Origin of the sequence: Rhizobium etli CFN 42 (genome assembly GCF_000092045.1) — a bacterium.
GTDB classification, from domain to species: Bacteria; Pseudomonadota; Alphaproteobacteria; order Rhizobiales; family Rhizobiaceae; genus Rhizobium; species Rhizobium etli.
Window position 1 is genome coordinate 648547 of the sequence record NC_007761.1, and the last position, 17828, is coordinate 666374.

The window sequence follows — 17828 nt, forward strand, 5'->3', positions numbered from 1 at the left end:
CAAGGCCGAGTGTGCATTTCAAGATGCAACCGAAGCGAAAAGGACGGAACGAAAAATAAGCGCTGAGAGAACCGATTGACCCGTGTTCGCCGCCACGAACTTCCAGCCAACCCCTTAGCTGAATGGGCCTATCGGCTCTCTCGCGCTTACGTCTGGCACTGCCTTCCCGTATTCATGGATGTTGAATGCGAGAAGATTTACGATACCCAGGTAAGAACTACTGCCCCTCAGTATATCTGCCCGTGCATCACCTGTAGTTGAGATAATTGATGATATCCGCCTTGTATACCGAAAGTCCCCGTTTCGATATCTCTCATCAACTGTCTCGCAATTTTTGTAGCTGTTCGCGCGTAAGACGTATATCCCAAGATTTCGGGACCGGGGCATGGGAGGAGAGGAAGAGTGGGAATGAGCAATGCCGCGGCAACTCCTTTTCATGCCGGACCCGAACTGAGCCGGGCGATCAACCGCACCGATTTTTTCCGTCTGCTGAAAGCAGCAGCGCAGCATTACCACTTCGATAATTTCGCGCTTGCCCGCATTTCCGAGGCTTCGGCTCCCTTCGGCGAGCGCGATATCGTCATCACCAATGTCGCCGAGCGACGGGTCGGTCTTTTCATTGCGACGTTGAGGGAGGCGCTCGGGACCACCCGGGCAAAGAGCGCTCAGTTTCTGGCAACGCCCGTCCATGGCAGGAGCGCGCAGTCGGACACCTATCCCTCCGATCTGCTTTTCAACGAGTTCCGCAGCGGCGTCTTCCTCTTCATTCCGCTGTTCACGCCGGAAGGGCGGCGATATTGCCTCGTGCTGAGCGGCGAGCGTGAGGAGCCGGATCAGGGCGAGATCGCCGACATGCTTCTTGATGCCATGCGCATTTTCGACAAGCTGTACGAGGAAATCCTAACGCCTGAGATGTCCGGGCGGTTGACCCAGCGCGAATCGGAAATCGTCAAATGGACCAGCGAAGGCAAGACCTCGGCCGAAATCGCCATCATTCTCGGTCTGTCCGAACATACGGTCAATTCGCATATCACTGCGGCCGCGCGTAAGCTCGACGCCGTGAACCGCGTCCACATGGTGGCAATCGCCCTGAGAAATGGTTTGGTTTCGTGAAAATTGGCTTCGGGACTGGGAAAATGAAATGATCACCAAAACGGTCCGACAGAATGCCGTCAAGATTCTCTTTGTCGACGACGAGTTCATCGAATTCCGCGCGCTCAAAAAGAAGATCGCAGATCTCTCCGAGCCGGCCGTCGAAGTCGAATATTCGCCGTCGATTGGAGACGCGTTGGAAAAGGTGCGCGCGGCGCGCTTCGATCTCATCCTGCTCGACAATCGCCTTCTGCCCAATGCCGATTTCCGCGAGACGGTGCCGGAGCTGCGCGGCATCGGCTTTACCGGCCCGATCGGCGTCGTTTCGACCGACATATCCGGCGGCTATTTCCAGGAATTCCCGGATTACGGCGTCGACTTCCGCATCGGCAAGGATGAGATCGACGTCCAGACGCTGCAGCACATCATCCGCGAATATGTGCACTACGATGTCCCGGATTTCTGGAAGGACGATTACAGCATTTAACGCATGGCGCGCTGTGTTGTCAGCAGTTCACGTCTCACGCAACTGCAGGCGGATGGTGAAGCGGCTGCCGGTTTCGTCGGAATGCTCAAGACTGATATCGCCGCCAAGCGCCTTCAGAAGCTCCTGCGCCGTCGTCAGGCCAAGACCGGCGCCGGGAGCTGCCCCCGTCTTCGGCAATTTCCAGAACGGTTCGAAGATCCGCTCTCGGTAAGCGGGATCGATGCCCATCCCGTTGTCGGAAATCCGGATGAACCAGTTCGCCCCCTCTTGCTCTGCTGCGATCGCCACATGCGGCGGCGATGAGCTCCGATAGGTGAGGGCGTTGGAAATGAGCTGCCTTAACACCAGACCGAACAGCGCCGGGTCGGTACGGATGGAGGGGAGGCCCTCACTGGCGAACGTTGCGTCGCGAGCCCCCGTCTCCTCGATGAGTTCGCTCCAGATTTTTTCAGCCAGGGCCTTCAGGTCGACCTCTTCCAACGTTACCTGCGGCGCTCCACCGGCAAGGCTCATCAGTGCCTTGGTGAGGCGTTGTGCGGCTTGCGCCTTTTCCAGGATCATCTTGAGGCTCTGAAGCTGTTCGTCGTCGAGTGTTTCCTCGAGATCGTCGAGCAGCAGCTCGGCATACATGGCGATATGGCGCAGCGGCGATTGCAGGTCGTGCGAGGCGGTTGCGAGAAAGCGCTTGATGCGCTCCTCGTTGTCGCCGGCAATATTGGTCTCAAGCGGTTTCGTCGGGTTTGGTGACATCTCGCGGTTTTCCCGATCTCTGCTGCGGCGTCGCGCTCCTTTTGCAGCCGCGCGACGGACGCTGTAATATCTTGAATTGTTGCATAATTTTATCCTGGCAATAGGCAACAATAAAAAGAGGGCGCCGGCTCTGCAACCGGCGCCCTCTTCAAGGATGCGTTAACAACCCGTTTTTCAGCTCGCCGACTTGCGCGAGCGGCTCTCGTCAGGCGGGATGATTTCGGCCGCCGCGTCGGTTGCCGCTACCGCCTTGGCGTGGCGGCGGCGCCAGTCGCCGAGGAAGAGCAGGATCGGTGCGGCGATGAAGATCGACGAGGCGCCGGCCACCAGAATGCCGAAGACCATCGGGATCGCAAAGCTCGAGACGGCGCTGCCGCCCCAGATCGCCATCGGCACCAGGGCGAGGAAGGCCGTGGCATTGGTATAAAGGCTTCGCGCCAGGGTCTCGTTGATCGACTTGTCGATGATCTCGCGCAGCGGCATCGACTTGTAGAGCCGCATGTTTTCGCGCATGCGGTCGTAGACGACGACCTTGTCGTTCACCGAATAGCCGACGAGCGTTAGGATGGCGGCGATGGCCGTCAGGTTGAAGTCGAGGCCGGTGATTGCGAAGAAGCCGATCGCCTTGGTGACGTCGAGCACCAGCGTAACGATGGCGCCGACGGCAAAGGGCCATTCGAACCGTACCCAGATATAGATGAGCATCGCGAAGCTGGCGATCACGACCGACAGGATGCCGGCCGAGGCAAGCTCGCCGCTGACCTTCGGACCGATGACGTCGGTCCCTTCGACGGTGGCGCTCGGATCGATCTTGGCGACTTCGGCCTTCAGCTTGGTCACCGCAGCTGTCTGCGCCTCTTCGCCGCCTTCCTGCCGCTGCGCCCGAACGAGAATGCTTTTGTTGTCGCCGAAGGTCTGCAGCGTAATTTCGCCGAGGCCGAGACTATCGAGACCCTCACGGAACTTCGCCAGATCGGCCGCCTCTTTCGTCTTGACCGACATCTGGATGCCGCCGCGGAAATCGACGCCGTAATTCAGGCCGGGATGGATAAAGAGCACGACGGAGGCGATCGAAAGCAGCGCCGAAACGGTGACGCCGAAGAAGCGCGCCTTCATGAACTGGATGTGCTTGTCATAGGGGCTGAAGGGGATCAACGGCCGGATGTTCAGCACCTTGAACTTGCGGCGGCGAGTAATCTCGATCATCGCCACGCGAACGAAGGCGACCGAAGTGAACATCGAGATGATCAGGCCGAGCGCCATGGTCACGGCAAAGCCGCGAACCGGCCCGGAGCCGAACCAGAACAGGATGGCCGCAGCGATCAGGGCCGTCATGTTGCCGTCGATAATAGTCGAATAGGCTCGATTGAAACCCGTATCGATGGCGGCAAAGGCGCCCTTGCCCTTGCGGGTCTCTTCACGAATACGTTCATTGATCAGGACGTTCGCATCGACCGCGAGGCCAATGCCTAGAACGACGCCGGCAATACCCGGCAGCGTCAGCGTTGCGCCGACCAGCGTCAGCGCCGAGAAGGTCAGGATGGTGTGGATCAGCAGCGCCACATTCGCCAGGATGCCCCAGGTGCCGTAGAGCACGAAGATGAAGGCCGCGACGAGGATGAAGCCGACGATACCGGAATAGATGCCCATCTTGATCGCGTCGGCGCCGAGGTCGGCGCCGACGGTGCGCTCCTCGATGACGGTCAGCTTGGCGGGCAGGGCGCCGGCGCGCAGCATGGCGGCAAGCGTGGTGGCGCTGTCGGCCGAGAAGTTACCGGAGATCTGGCCGGAACCGCCGGTGATTGGCTCGCGGATGACGGGAGCGCTCAGCACCTTGTCGTCGAGGACGATGGCAAAGGGATTGCCGACATTCTGGCGGGTGATCTCGGCAAAGCGGGTAGCGCCGGCGCTGTCGAAGCGGAAGCTGACGATCGGCTCGTGCGTGTTGGGGTCGAAGCCGACGCGCGCATCCGAAAGGCGGTCGCCGGAGATTTCGACGCGGTCGAGCACCGGATAGGATCGGCCTTCGTCATCCTGCATCATGGTGACGCCAGGGCCGGGCTGGTTGTTCGGCGCCAGCATGTGGAACGACATCTTTGCCGTGGAACCCAGAAGTTCGCGCAGGTGCGACGGATCCTGTGCGCCGGGAAGCTGGACGAGCACGCGGTTAGCGCCGATACGTTGAATGGTCGGCTCGGAGACGCCGACCTGGTCGACGCGCTGGCGGATGACTTCAAGGCTCTGCTGGACGGCGTTGTCGACATTGGCGGAGATGCCGGCCGGCGAGAAGGCTACGGTGATGGTCGCTCCATTCGCGGTGACCGTCAGGTCGGCCTGGCCGGCGCTGAGGCCGGTGCCGATCGGGTTGGCGAGCGTCTTGAGGTCGGTAACGGCCGCATCGCTCTGCGAGGCGTCTGCAAGCGTCACGACGATCTGGTTCTGATTGCGTACGACGGCCTTCGGCTGGATGCCCTTTTCACGCAGTACGCGGCGGGCGTCCTGAAGCAGCGACTGCAGCCGCTCCTTGGTCAGATCCGCCTCGTCGACTTCCAGAACGAGATGCGAGCCGCCGCGAAGGTCAAGGCCGAGCGACACCTGCTCATGCGGCAGCCATGAAGGGATGCGCTGGAGGACGGATTGCGACAGGACGTTCGGCAGGGCGATCAAGATGCCCACTACGATGATCACCGTATAGGTGAGCACCAGCCATGGTGAAGTACGCATGTTATATTCCTTGATAATGGAGAGCCGGCGCTTGGACGCTGGCGGTATATTCGTCAATTTATCACGCGCTGCTCGGCGCAGGCCTTAGGCGACCGTCGGCGGCGCGCGCGGCTGATAAATCCTGAAAACGGCGGCAGGAAGCGGCGCCTCGGGTGCCGGAACAGCAGTGGCCATGTTCCGGCCGGCGAAATCAACGACTGGCGGAGCGGCAAGGGCAGGCGATCCGGCATCATAAGCTGCCTGCTTGGGCGCAAGCTTGCGGTCGGCGGCAAGCACGCCGCGCACCGCATCGCGCGCGGTCAGTTGCTGCGGCTGTGGATCGCGGCCGGAAGAGGAAAGGGTATTGTTGAGAGCCGCCGCTGGCGAAATGACCAGATTGCCGCCGAAAAGCAGGCCAATATAGGCGAGGATGGCGAAGAGAAGGGAAGCGGCGATACGGCTCGTCAGACGGTGCTGATCCAGCCCCATCTCCTCCATCCCGGCGATGTCACTCCCGTATCGGCTCAAAAGCGCGCCAATCTCTCATTCTCGCTCCGGCGGAGCAGTGCCCGTCGGGATAATTGTAGCAGGCTCCTGCCTGTCTTCATAGGAAACACTCTCATGATGCACTTGAGCCAGCCGGTCAACCATGCCAAGCGCGATTTCCCGTTCGCCCATGATGACGGTGTCGGCGCCGTATTGTTTCAGCTCGTCGACCTCGGCGTCGGAATGGGCGCGGGCGACGATGAGGATAGAGGGATTGACGCTGCGCGCCTGCTCGGCGATGCGGCAGGCCTCGAAGGCGTTGGGGATGGCGATGGCAAGGCTGCGCGCAGCCGAAAGATTGGCGAGATCGAGCGTCTCCCGCGCCACCGCATTGCCCATGAAGGCTTCGATCCCTTGCGCTTTCAATTCGCCGATGCGCTTGTCGGAATCCTCGATGACGAGGAAGGCCGTGCCTGACGATTTGAGATTCTGCCCGACGATCCTGCCGACCCGGCCGTAGCCGATGAGGATGGCGTGACCGTTAAGTGGGCTCGGATGCACCTCGTCGTCCCCAGGCGGCACCTGCTCCTGCGCGGCTCCCGTATCCGCGGCCGAAGCCGGGTCGGCTGCCGTTTCCTCGCGCCTTGCACTTTCGAGAACAGGCCGCATCCGGTCGCAGAGGAAGAACAGCAGCGGATTGAGGATGATCGAGATGATGGCGCCGGCAAGGATCAGGTTGCGGCCCTCCTCCGGCAACAGCCCGAGTTCGACGCCGAGAGCGGCGAGGATGAAGGAGAATTCGCCGATCTGACCGAGGCTTGCCGAAATCGTCAGCGCCGTACCGGGCGACTTCTTGAAGGCGAGCACGATCAGAAAGGCGGCCACCGATTTGCCGATGACGATGATGAAGACGGTGGCGAGAATGGGCAGCGGCCTGTCGAGCAGGATGTTCGGGTCGAACAGCATGCCGACCGAGACGAAGAAGAGCACGGCAAAGGCGTCGCGCAGCGGCAGGCTTTCCTGGGCGGCGCGATGGCTGAGCTCACTTTCGGCCAGCACCATGCCGGCGAAGAAGGCGCCGAGCGCCAGCGACACGCCGAACAGCTTGGCCGCGCCGAAGGCGACGCCAAGCGCGATGGCGAGCACACCAAGTCGGAAGAGCTCGCGCGAGCCGGTATGGGCGATGCGGTGCATGGTCCAGGGAACGAGCTTGCGGCCGAAGACCAGCATCAGCGCCACGAACAGCGCCACCTTGACCAGCGTCATGGCGATCATGCCGCCGATGCCGAGATCGAGGCCGAGCAGACTGTTCAGACCCGCCGACAGCGGCTCGACAGGGCCATGGCCGCCGCCGATGCTGGCTGCCGCCGGGATCAGCACCAGCGCCAGCACCATGGCGAGGTCTTCGACGATCAGCCAGCCGACGGCAATCCGGCCGCGCTCCGTCTCCACCAGCCGGCGCTCCTGTAGCGCCTTCAGCAGCACGACGGTAGAGGCGACCGAAAGCGCCAGCCCAAAGACCAGGCTGCCGCCGGTCGGCCAGCCCATGAAGGCGCCGAGGCCCCAGCCGAGCAAAGTCGCAAAACCGATCTGCACGATCGCGCCAGGCAGCGCGATGCCGCGGACCGATAGCAGGTCTTTGAGCGAGAAATGCAGCCCAACGCCGAACATCAGCAGGATGACGCCGATTTCGGCAAGCTCCGGCGCAAGGCTCTGATCCGCCACGTAACCGGGCGTATGCGGCCCCACCAGCACCCCGGCGATCAGGTAGCCGACGAGCGGCGGCATGCGCATTCGATGAGCAAGCGCGCCGAAGATGAAAGCCAGCACGAGGCCGCCGACGATCGTCGAAATCAAGGGCGTATCGTGCGGCATCGCTGTCTCCCGAACTGGAGATCCCGTGTATATTATGACATATATGGTCTATCTCGACCAATATGGGCAGCCAGAAATCATGGGTCAAGGCGCAAGGGAAACAATTCTCACCCCGGCTCTCTGCCGCGCGGCGCGCGGCCTGCTGGATTGGACTCAGGCCGATCTGGCCGAAAGAGCCGCCGTTTCGCGCAGCACCATCCGCGATTACGAGGGACGCCGCCACGACATCCACCGTGCGACGGAGGCGCAGCTGCGTCTCGCATTCGAAAAGGGAGGTGTCAGGTTCGTCGAGATCGAAGGGGCAGGCACCGGCCTCTGCCTGCCCGATTGAACAGGCTGAAGCCGCTCAGGGCGCCAGGCAGCCGGCGGAGACTTTGTAGATGTAAAGCGCCTTGCCCTTGTAATAGCCCGCCGTCGGCTGCCAGTTCTTCAGTACCTCCGGTGTTTCCGTGGCACAGCTGAGGGAGACGTCCGTCAGGAAAAGCACCTTGCCGGTGACGTCGGCAGGCAGCGCGAACTCCTGCTCGTAATAGCTCTCTGGAAGTCCTGCGGGCGCCCGGGCATAGATCCGGTAGGGTGCGTCGCGCAGCGTATAGAAGAGATCGGCGACCATGTCGCGGTTGTTGGTGACGATGATGTCGGTGCCGGCCTGAGCTGCAAGTGCTCCCGCTTCGCGACTGACCGCGGCGCGCCCGAGATAGCGCTTCATCAATTCGTCACCGTTCGGCAGCAGCAATTGCTGCGGAAAGATGGTCGCCAGCGGAAAGAGCAGGCTTGCGATGCCGTTGATGGTGAGCGACAGCCTTAGCCCCTTCGGCCACATCCGGTAAAGCAGCCAGACGGCAAGGATGGTGCCAGCGACATAGGCGGTCACGGCCCAGTTGGCATAGGCTTTGGCGACGGTCGCCTGCAGGGTGATCAGCACCACCACCGGCATCGACAGCCAGATCAGCATCTTTTCGCGGTCATCGCTCCGGCCCTTGATCATGCGATAGACCGCCCAGAGCATTGCAAAGAAGATGATCGGTCCGACGACGCCGAATTGGGCGGAGAAGAACTCGAGCCCGCGGCGCAGATTGATGCCGATGTCGCTCCAATGGGCGATATCCTGCGTATGGCGCACCGTCGTATTGTCGTGTTGCAGGTTCCACCAGAGGTTCGGCAAGGCGACGACCGCCGCAACCGCGACCGCGATGATGAAGTCCCGAACTGCGATGCGTGCCGATGGAATGAGCAGGAGGGCTATCGCGCCGCCCGGTACGACGAATAGCACGGCATATTTCGTCAGAAAGGCGAGGCCGACGCCGAGGCCCATGATGAGCGCCAGTTCAACGGAGCGCCGCTGCGTCAGGCCGAAATAGGCGAGCAGGGCGATCGCGATGAAAAACAGCAGGATCACGTCGGTCGAGAAGAACACCGAGGAAAGCGCCACCCCTGGCAACGTGATATAGGTGGCGCCCGTCCAGCCTTCGATCTCCGGCCCGACGAACCGTTTTGCCACCTTCATCAGCACCAGTGCTGCCGCCATGTGGATCAGCGGTCCGAGCAGCCTGATGAAATAGATGGCGTTAGAGCCGGAAAGCTCCGTCATCGCCCGGATCACCCAGGCGATCATCGGCGGTTTTGAATAGTAGCCGAGATCGAGATTCTGCGACCAGAACCAGTACTGTGCCTCGTCGACAAACAGGTCTGTGGCATCGAAATGCAGTGTGACGACGCGCCAGAGCGTGAAGCCGAAAACGATGAGGAGACCAGATCTGGGGGACATGAACCGAGTGTTCCGCTGACATGAAAGGCGCGAGTGCGATTACACCAAAGGCGCCGGACTGCCAACGGGGAAGGGAATGGATCGGCTTGGAGCCGGAGAGCTTTCAGAACACCCGAAGCATGCCGATGTCGCGGTTTGCGGCAAGGAAATCGAGGCTGGCGATGGCGGCAAGTACGCCCATTGCGATCAAGCAGGAACCCAATCCGAGAACAATCATTGCTCTGTCCTTGTCGACGTCATGTCTTGGTTGTCGACCGGCCTATAACACGGAGCTTGCGTGTGCCTTGTAGCAGGCGTGCAACTCCATGGAAGTATTTCCTGTGAACTGCCTTGAATTGCTCCAAAAGCCTGCTCCTGGAAAGGCGTATTAACCTTCGGGCAAGGAATTAACCATAAACATTGGGTTACACGTCGGAATGGGAAGATGTGCTCGTTCCCAGCAGGCATGACGCCGTACCGCCGTACCGGGTCGATCCGGTATCCATCTCTTCAGACAGCTTCGAAACATAGCTGATCAGGGGCTTTACCTGCCGGTCGTCGCGGTGGTGAAGACCGGCTCCGCGCTTGCGTTCATCGAATGCTGCAAAAGTTTTTTGCCGGGCATTCGCCTGGAAAGTGGGTCGGGGACAGGCGTTGAGGCAAGACATGCCATCAGATCAGGCTCGTGGAGCGCAGGCAGGTAGCTTGCGCGACCGCCTGCGTTTTGCCGGCCTCGATGCCGATCAGTGCGAACTGGTGCGCCGTAACCGGCCGGCCCTTAAAGCGCATCTGAAAGCGGGCCTGCGCGATCTCTTCCACAGGTTCCAGTCCTATCCCGACGCCGCGCGCAATTTCGAGAGCGACAGACAGGTCGATCGTCTGCAGGATCTGCAGTCCTCCCATTGGGACGTGCTGACGGATGCGCGCTTCGACAGCCTCTATGCCGAGCGCGTCAAGGTTCTCTCCGACACCGAAAGCAAGATGGGCCTCGACCCGCGCTGGCACGTGGCCGGCCACGGCGTCATGCTGGAGCATGTCCTTTCCGGTCTCGCCGAAGAGATCGCCGGCCGGCCCCTGCTGCCCTCGGCCAGGCGCCGCACCCGCGAAATTTCCGATCTGATGACGGCGATCATCCGCATCGTCATGGTCGACGTGGAAATCGCCGTTTCGCTTCGCTTCAATGCGTTGCGAGCTGCCCAGAGCCGTGCGCTCGCCGATCAGCGCGCTGGAAGTGAAGCGGAGATCGCCCGGATCTTCGGTGAGGTCATCGAGGGCCTCGCCGACCGCGACCTGACGCGGCGCGCGCCTGTCGACGCCGACGGCGCCTATGCCGGGATCGCCGCCGCCCTGAACGACGCCTTGGACGGCCTCCAGGCAGAATTCGCCGCGATGACCGAACGCACTGATAAGGCCGAGACGGCGACCTCTTCGCTTGCCGGCCAGTCGCGGCAGTTCGCCGGCACGGCGTCCAGCCAGGCCGAGCGGCTGCAGCTTTCCGCCGGTGCCCTTGCCGGCATTGCCGCAAGCGTGCGCAACGCCGCCGCCGACAGCCGCGCCGCCGAACAGGCGGCCGCCTCGACGCGCGCTGCGGTCGCGCAAAGCGGCGAGGTCGTCGGCCGCGCGATCAGCGCTATGGCGGACATCGAGCAGTCGGCCGAGAAGATCGGCCAGATCATCGGCGCGATCGACGAGATCGCCTTCCAGACCAATCTTCTGGCGCTGAATGCCGGCATCGAGGCGGCTCGCGCCGGCGATTCGGGCCGCGGCTTTGCGGTCGTCGCCCAAGAAGTCCGTGCGCTTGCCCAGCGCTCGGCCGACGCCGCCCGCGAGATCAAGACGCTGGTGACGACGACCAAGGCGCAGGTCGACGCCGGCGTGCAGATGGTCGGACGTACGCAGGATTCGATCGGCAGCATCGTGCGGCAGGTCACCGACATCAACGCCGCCATATCAGGCATCGCCACCAGGACCGGCGAGCATGCCGCATGCCTCGACGGCGTGGCGGCCGACGTCAAAGAGCTCGGCGCAGAGGTGGCCGACAATGCCGGTTTGGCCGAACGCTCCGCCGAAGACGCCGACCACCTCCATACCGTTATTCTTGAGCTCGGCCAGACAATTCGCGAATTCCGCATCGCCCGGGAAAATGCGCATTCCGGGCGCTTGGGCTCGGTTCGCGCAACGCCGTCCCGCGGGATCGAAACGGCTGGCCGTCCCGCGGTCGAAGACGAATACGAAAATGAAGATTTTGGCCTTCCGCAGTCGCTCGCAAGCGTCGGAGGTGGGCGGAATGTTTACTAACCTATCGGATGATCGCCGCAGCTCATCTTTTCGGGCCGGGGACAAGGGGACAAGGACAAGCTGATGGTAGCAAAGAAGAGTGGCAAGACGCTGAATTTGGCAGCGGTGCTCGATCTCAACGAGGCTTCCGCCTTGCGTGAAAAACTTATCTCTCTGAGGGGCAGCGGTCTTTCGATCGACGCATCCGGTGTCGAGCGGGTCGGGGCTCTTTGCGCTCAGGTCCTGATGGCCGCCGAGAAGACCTGGGAGCAGGACAAGCAGCCGTTCACCTTCTCTAAGGTGTCCGACGCATTTCACAAAACCATGCAGCTGGTTGGCGTCAATATTGACCACCTGCTTGCCAAGGAGATTCGGCAATGAAGAAAAAAGTGCTTACCGTGGATGATTCCCGCACCATCCGAAACATGCTGCTCGTGACGCTGAATAATGCCGGTTTCGACACGATTCAGGCGGAAGACGGCGTCGAGGGCCTCGAGGTTCTCGAAGAGTCCAATCCTGACGTGATCGTGACCGACATCAACATGCCGCGCCTCGACGGGTTCGGCTTCATCGAAGGTGTGCGCCGCAACGAGAAGTATCGGGCGATCCCGATCCTGGTCCTGACGACCGAGAGCGACGCGGAAAAGAAGAACCGTGCCCGCCAGGCCGGCGCCACGGGATGGATCGTCAAGCCTTTCGATCCGGCCAAGCTGATCGATGCAATTGAGCGCGTAACCGCTTAAACCCAGGATTTGCTCCTATGGATATGAACGAAATCAAAGAGATCTTTTTCCAGGAGTGCGAGGAACAGCTCGCCGAGCTGGAATCCGGTCTTCTGAAAATGAACGATGGCGATCGCGATCCGGAAACCGTCAATGCGGTGTTCCGTGCCGTGCATTCGATCAAGGGGGGCGCCGGCGCCTTCGGCCTTGATGATCTCGTAGCCTTCGCCCATGTTTTCGAGACCACTCTCGATTGCGTTCGCTCCAACAAGCTCGAGCCGACCCAGGATGTCCTGAAGGTGATGCTGAAGTCGGCCGACGTGCTCGCCGACCTGACCAATGCCGCGCGCGACGGCGGCAGTGTCGATGAAAGCCGCAGCCGTGGTCTCGTCAAGGAGCTCGAGGCGCTGGCCAATGGCGAGCTGCCGTCTCCTTCGGCCGAACCGCCTGCGCCCAAGGCCGCCGCAAAGGCGGCTCCGGCCGCTCCTGCGCCGGCCGCCAAGCCGACTGACGACAGCGGCTTCCAGCCGATCCCCTTTTCCTTCGACGATTTCGGCGATGAGGACGGCGCAGAGACCGGTCTGCCGGCCTACGAGATCACCTTCAAGCCGCGCCACGAACTCTATTCGAAGGGTAATGACGCCACCCTGCTGCTACGCGACCTTTCGCGCCTCGGCGAAATGACGATCTATTGCAATATGGATGAGCTGCCCGGTCTCGAGGAGCTCGATCCGGAGGCTGCCTATTTCTTCTGGAACATCACGATCAAGACCGACAAGGGTGAAGACGCCATCCGAACCGTCTTCGAATTCGCTGAATGGGATTGCGACCTCACGGTAAAGCCAGTCGAGGAAGCAAGCGCCGGCGTGACCGGCAATGAGGAACTGCCGATGGTGCCGGTTCCCTTCGACCTGTCGATCCTGGACGAAACCGACGCAGCGGAAGCCGTTTCCGCGGCACGGTCCGAAGACACGGCCGCTGCCGTTGCTGCCGCCGAGACCGCTTCCAATGTCACGCAGATGGCGGCCGCCGCCGCTCGCGTCGAAAAGAAGGAATCGGCCGCCGCCGCAGCCGCCGCGGCCAATGCCGCCGCCCAGAACAACGCCGCCGGCGCCGGCCAGACGATCCGCGTCGATCTCGATCGCGTCGACCGTCTCATCAACCTCGTTGGCGAATTGGTCATCAACCAGGCGATGCTGTCGCAGAGCGTCATCGAGAACGACACAACCGGCACGTCTTCGATCAACATGGGTCTCGAGGAGCTGCAGCAGCTCACCCGCGAGATCCAGGATTCGGTCATGGCGATCCGCGCCCAGCCGGTCAAGCCGGTCTTCCAGCGCATGTCGCGTATCGTCCGCGAAATCGCCGACATGACTGGCAAGTCGATCCGCCTCATTACCGAAGGTGAGAATACCGAAGTCGACAAGACGGTCATCGACAAGCTGGCCGAGCCGCTGACCCACATGATCCGCAATGCCGTCGACCACGGCATCGAAACGCCGGAAAAGCGGGCTGCCGCCGGCAAGAACACCGAAGGCACGGTGCGCCTCACCGCCAAGCACCGCTCGGGACGCATTCTGATCGAGCTTGCCGACGACGGCGCCGGCATCAACCGCGAAAAGGTCCGCCAGAAGGCGATCGACAATGACCTGATCCCGGCCGACGCGAACCTGTCGGACGAGGAAATCGACAACCTGATCTTCCTGCCGGGCTTCTCGACGGCCGACAAGATCTCCGACATATCAGGCCGCGGCGTCGGCATGGACGTCGTCAAGCGCTCGATCCAGGCGCTCGGCGGTCGCATCAACATCACGTCCAAGCCGGGCCACGGCTCGGTCTTCACCATGAGCCTGCCGCTGACGCTCGCCGTTCTCGACGGCATGGTGGTCACTGTCGCCGGCCAGACGCTGGTCGTGCCGCTGACCGCGATCGTCGAAACCCTGCAGCCGGAAGCTGCCGCGATCCACTCCTTCGGCGCCAACCACCGGCTGATCTCGATCCGCAACTCGTTCTGCCCACTGGTCGATGTCGGCCGCATCCTGAACTTCCGGGCAACCCAGGCCAACCCCGTCGAAGGTGTGGCGCTCCTGGTGGAATCGGAGGGCGGCGGCCAGCGCGCCCTGATGGTCGATGCCATCCAGGGTCAGCGCCAGGTGGTCATCAAGAGCCTGGAGGCCAACTACACCCATGTGCCCGGCATCGCCGCCGCCACCATTCTCGGCGACGGCCGCGTGGCTCTCATCCTTGATGTCGACGCGGTGGTCGGCGCCTCGCGCGGCCACTCGCTCAAAGCGGAAATGTCGTTAGCAGCGGTAGGGTAAGGAATGTCGTACGCTGTAAAAAGTCTGAACCAGGGGGATCGCGAGCTGATCGCGTTCCGCATCGGAGATCAGGAATTTTGCGTGAACATCATGTCGGTTCGCGAAATCCGGGGCTGGACCCCCGCGACCGCGATGCCGCACTCACCTGCCTATATGCTGGGGGTCATCAACCTACGCGGCGCGGTGCTGCCGATCATCGATCTTGCTGCTCGGCTCGGCATGAAGCCGGCCGATCCGACTGCCCGTCACGTCATCATCGTCGCCCAGGTCCGTCGTAAAGTCGTCGGCCTCCTGGTCGACGCCGTCTCCGACATTCTGACGGTGACCGACGAGATCATTCAGCCGACGCCCGAAATCTCCTCCGACCTCGAGCGCCAGTTTGCCCGGGGCATTCTCGCCATCGACAAGCGCATGATCTGCCTGATCGAACTCGAAGCCCTCTTTTCTGAGACCGAAAGCGAAGCCGCATGAGTGCAATGGGTGCGAAAGATCAGAGGCAGGGAGCTGATGAGGTGCTGGCGAGCGGAGAATATCCGCTGACGCGCCGCGACCTCACGGAAATCGCCGCAATGATCTACTCGGATGCCGGCATCTTCCTCAACGAGACCAAGGCCTCACTCGTCTATTCGCGTCTGTCGAAGCACATCCGCAATCTCGGCCTGTCGGGTTTCCGGGAATATTGCGAACTCGTCGCTTCGCCGGCCGGTGCCGCGGCGCGGCGCGAAATGCTCTCGCATCTGACGACCAATTTCACCCGCTTCTTCCGCGAGAACCATCATTTCGAGCATCTGCGCGACCATGTTCTGCCGGAGCTTCTGCAGCGGGCGAGATCGGGCGGCAGGGTACGCATCTGGTCGGCTGCTTCGTCCGACGGGCAAGAACCCTATTCGATCGCGCTGACCGTGCTGTCGCTGATGCCGAATGTCGCCGATTACGACTTCAAGATCCTGGCGACGGACATCGATCCGAAAATCCTCGCCATCGCCCGGGCCGGCGCTTACGACGAGAGCGCGCTCGAAACCGTCTCGCCGGCCATGCGCAAGCAATGGTTCAGCGAAGTCGAGGTGCAGGGCCGGCGCAAGTTCCAGGTCGACGACCGCGTCAAGCGGCTGATCACCTACAACGAGCTGAACCTGATGGCGCAATGGCCGTTCAAGGGCAAGTTCGACGTCATCTTCTGCCGCAACGTCGTCATCTATTTCGACGAGCCGACGCAGATGAAGATATGGCAGCGTTTCGCCGGTTTGCTGCCGGAGGGCGGCCATCTCTATATCGGCCATTCCGAGCGTGTCTCGGGCGAGGCGAAACACGTCTTCGACAATATCGGCATCACGACCTATCGCTACACGACCAAGGGTCTCGGGAGGAAGGCATGAGCGCTCCGGCACGGGTTCTCGTTGTTGACGACTCGCCGACCATGCGGGGTTTGATTACCGCGGTCCTGAGCTCCGACCCGGAAGTCAGCGTCATCGGCCAGGCCGGCGACGCGCTGGAAGCGCGCGAAGCGATCAAGCGGCTGAATCCCGACGTCGTGACACTCGACATCGAGATGCCGAACATGAACGGCCTCGATTTCCTTGAAAAGATCATGACGCTGCGGCCGATGCCGGTGATCATGGTCTCGACGATGACGCATCGCGGCGCCGAAGCGACGCTTGCGGCGCTTGAGATCGGCGCCTTCGATTGCGTCGGCAAGCCGGGTCCCGGCGAACACAGGCCGTTCGGCGATCTCGCCGAGAAGGTCAAGGCGGCCGCGCGCACGCAGCGTCAGTTCTCCCAACCGGCGGCCGCCGTCGCGCCCCCGCCTTCCGTCGCCGATTTCCGCGTCGGCCGTAAGATCGTCGCGATCGGCTCGTCGACCGGCGGCGTCGAGGCGCTGATCGCCGTACTGCAGAAATTCCCGGCAAATTGCCCGCCGACCGTCATCACTCAGCATATGCCGCCCACCTTCACCAAGAGTTTCGCCGAACGGCTAAACCGTCTCTGCGCGCCGGTCGTGCAGGAAGCGACCGACGGCGCCCGTCTCGAGATCGGCAAGATCTACCTGGCGCCGGGCGGCGAACGCCATCTCCAGGTCAGCGGCGGGTCCGCGCCATGCTGCCGTCTCGTCGACCGGGCGCCCGTCAACGGTCACCGCCCGTCCGTGGACGTGCTCTTTGATTCGGTCGCGGAACTCGCAGGCCGCAATGCCGTCGGCGTGATTCTGACCGGAATGGGCCGAGATGGCGCCGCCGGATTGTTGAAAATGCGCCACGCGGGCGCCAGAACGCTCGGCCAGACCGAAAAAACCTGCGTCGTTTACGGAATGCCAAGGGTTGCTCACGAACTTGGCGCCGTCGAGCAGCAGCTGCCACTGACTGCCATCGGTGAAGAGATATTGAAGTTGACAGCCGCCCGAAAGGAAGGGACCGAATAAATGTCGATCGCGGAGAAAATCAAAGTTCTGATCGTCGATGATCAGGTAACGAGCCGGTTGCTGCTCAGCGACGCGCTGACCCAGCTCGGTTTCAAGCAGATCACATCCGCAGGTGACGGCGAGCAGGGCATGAAGATCATGACCGAGCAGCCGCACCACCTGGTGATCTCCGATTTCAACATGCCGAAGATGGATGGCATCGGCTTCCTTCAGGCCGTGCGCACCAACCCGAACACCAAGAAGGCGGCCTTCATCATCCTCACCGCTCAGGGCGATCGCGCGCTGGTGCAGAGGGCGGCCCAGCTCGGCGCCAACAACGTGCTCGCCAAGCCGTTTACGATCGAGAAGATGAAAGCGGCTATCGAAGCCGTGTTTGGAGCTCTGAAATGATCGTTGAGGGGGCAGCCCGCCGCGTGCACATCATTCAAGGCGAGTACAAGGTTCTGAGCGATCCGAATGCGGTCCTCTCGACCATTCTCGGCTCGTGCGTGGCTGCGTGCCTCAGAGATCCCGTTGCCGGCGTCGGCGGGATGAACCACTTTCTTCTGCCCGGTTCGGCGACGTCGCCGGCCTCAGGTGGCGATGCCACACGCTACGGCGTGCATCTGATGGAACTGCTGATCAACGGTCTCCTGAAGCAGGGCGCCCGGCGCGACCGGCTGGAGGCAAAGATCTTCGGCGGCGCAAAGACGATCTCGACTTTCTCCAACGTCGGTGAGCAGAATGCGGCGTTCGCCATGCAGTTTCTGAGGGATGAAGGCATTCCGGTGGTCGGCTCCTCCACAGGCGGAGAGCATGGGCGCAAGCTCGAATATTGGCCGGTCTCCGGTCGGGCCCGGCAATACCCCTTGACCGGCGCCGAAACGCAGAGAACCGTCGCTCTCGAGCAGCGTCCTGCCGCTCCGCAGAAGCCCGCCGAAACCAGTATCGAATTTTTTTGAGGGCGAGGATT

17 protein-coding genes are annotated in these 17828 nt (G+C 62.0%); 12 read left to right on the plus strand and 5 right to left on the minus strand.

From position 1 onward, the window contains the following. Positions 1 to 408: 408 nt before the first annotated feature. Both RHE_RS03180 and RHE_RS03185 read left to right on the plus strand, forming a co-directional pair. On the plus strand, positions 409 to 1113 hold the full coding sequence (locus RHE_RS03180) for a helix-turn-helix transcriptional regulator (protein WP_011423993.1): 705 nt from the start codon (positions 409 to 411) through the stop codon (positions 1111 to 1113). Positions 1114 to 1141: 28 nt separating this feature from the next. Continuing rightward, the gene (locus RHE_RS03185) at positions 1142 to 1579 is read left to right on the plus strand and encodes a response regulator (RefSeq protein ID WP_011423994.1); all 438 of its coding nucleotides are present in this window, start codon (positions 1142 to 1144) and stop codon (positions 1577 to 1579) included. A 27-nt stretch (positions 1580 to 1606) separates the two neighbouring features. Here RHE_RS03185 and RHE_RS03190 read toward each other — a convergent pair whose 3' ends face one another. The 4 genes from RHE_RS03190 to ybaL all read right to left on the minus strand — a co-directional run bounded on the left by RHE_RS03190 (position 1607) and on the right by ybaL (position 7393). Further along, positions 1607 to 2329, minus strand: a complete 723-nt coding sequence (locus tag RHE_RS03190; protein ID WP_011423995.1) for a sensor histidine kinase — start codon at positions 2327 to 2329, stop codon at positions 1607 to 1609. Between the two features lie 174 nt (positions 2330 to 2503). Then, the gene (gene secD / locus RHE_RS03195; RefSeq protein WP_011423996.1) at positions 2504 to 5053 is read right to left on the minus strand and encodes a protein translocase subunit SecD; all 2550 of its coding nucleotides are present in this window, start codon (positions 5051 to 5053) and stop codon (positions 2504 to 2506) included. 84 nt (positions 5054 to 5137) lie between these two features. Next, positions 5138 to 5521 (minus strand): hypothetical protein, encoded by a 384-nt coding sequence (locus RHE_RS03200; RefSeq protein ID WP_020920371.1) that lies wholly within the window; start codon positions 5519 to 5521, stop codon positions 5138 to 5140. A 54-nt stretch (positions 5522 to 5575) separates the two neighbouring features. Next, complete coding sequence (ybaL, locus tag RHE_RS03205) at positions 5576 to 7393, minus strand: YbaL family putative K(+) efflux transporter (protein WP_011423998.1); 1818 nt, start codon at positions 7391 to 7393, stop codon at positions 5576 to 5578. Positions 7394 to 7427: 34 nt separating this feature from the next. Between ybaL and RHE_RS03210 the strand changes: the two genes are divergently transcribed. After that, a complete protein-coding gene (locus tag RHE_RS03210) occupies positions 7428 to 7724 on the plus strand; it encodes a helix-turn-helix domain-containing protein (RefSeq protein WP_020920372.1) in 297 nt (98 codons plus the stop codon). 15 nt (positions 7725 to 7739) lie between these two features. On the opposite strand, the gene RHE_RS03215 is transcribed toward RHE_RS03210, so the two are convergent. Then, positions 7740 to 9161: an ArnT family glycosyltransferase gene (locus RHE_RS03215; RefSeq protein ID WP_011424000.1), complete on the minus strand. Its 1422-nt coding sequence runs from the start codon at positions 9159 to 9161 to the stop codon at positions 7740 to 7742. Between the two features lie 645 nt (positions 9162 to 9806). Between RHE_RS03215 and RHE_RS03220 the strand changes: the two genes are divergently transcribed. The 9 genes from RHE_RS03220 to cheD all read left to right on the plus strand — a co-directional run bounded on the left by RHE_RS03220 (position 9807) and on the right by cheD (position 17817). Continuing rightward, positions 9807 to 11438 (plus strand): globin-coupled sensor protein, encoded by a 1632-nt coding sequence (locus RHE_RS03220; protein WP_011424001.1) that lies wholly within the window; start codon positions 9807 to 9809, stop codon positions 11436 to 11438. 63 nt (positions 11439 to 11501) lie between these two features. Further along, complete coding sequence (locus RHE_RS03225; protein ID WP_011424002.1) at positions 11502 to 11798, plus strand: STAS domain-containing protein; 297 nt, start codon at positions 11502 to 11504, stop codon at positions 11796 to 11798. Continuing rightward, positions 11795 to 12160: a chemotaxis response regulator CheY1 gene (gene cheY1, locus RHE_RS03230; RefSeq protein ID WP_011424003.1), complete on the plus strand. Its 366-nt coding sequence runs from the start codon at positions 11795 to 11797 to the stop codon at positions 12158 to 12160. The genes RHE_RS03225 and cheY1 overlap by 4 nt, the downstream gene beginning before the upstream one ends. Positions 12161 to 12177: 17 nt before the next feature. After that, positions 12178 to 14460: a chemotaxis protein CheA gene (locus tag RHE_RS03235; RefSeq protein WP_011424004.1), complete on the plus strand. Its 2283-nt coding sequence runs from the start codon at positions 12178 to 12180 to the stop codon at positions 14458 to 14460. A gap of 3 nt (positions 14461 to 14463) precedes the next feature. After that, the gene (locus RHE_RS03240) at positions 14464 to 14931 is read left to right on the plus strand and encodes a chemotaxis protein CheW (protein WP_011424005.1); all 468 of its coding nucleotides are present in this window, start codon (positions 14464 to 14466) and stop codon (positions 14929 to 14931) included. Next, complete coding sequence (cheR, locus tag RHE_RS03245) at positions 14928 to 15836, plus strand: protein-glutamate O-methyltransferase CheR (RefSeq protein WP_020920377.1); 909 nt, start codon at positions 14928 to 14930, stop codon at positions 15834 to 15836. The genes RHE_RS03240 and cheR overlap by 4 nt, the downstream gene beginning before the upstream one ends. Further along, the gene (cheB, locus tag RHE_RS03250; RefSeq protein WP_011424007.1) at positions 15833 to 16876 is read left to right on the plus strand and encodes a protein-glutamate O-methylesterase CheB; all 1044 of its coding nucleotides are present in this window, start codon (positions 15833 to 15835) and stop codon (positions 16874 to 16876) included. The genes cheR and cheB overlap by 4 nt, the downstream gene beginning before the upstream one ends. Then, complete coding sequence (locus tag RHE_RS03255; protein ID WP_011424008.1) at positions 16877 to 17266, plus strand: response regulator; 390 nt, start codon at positions 16877 to 16879, stop codon at positions 17264 to 17266. It abuts the gene before it with no gap. Beyond that, positions 17263 to 17817, plus strand: a complete 555-nt coding sequence (cheD, locus tag RHE_RS03260) for a chemoreceptor glutamine deamidase CheD (protein WP_011424009.1) — start codon at positions 17263 to 17265, stop codon at positions 17815 to 17817. Before RHE_RS03255 ends, cheD begins: the two co-directional genes overlap by 4 nt. Positions 17818 to 17828 lie beyond the last annotated feature (11 nt).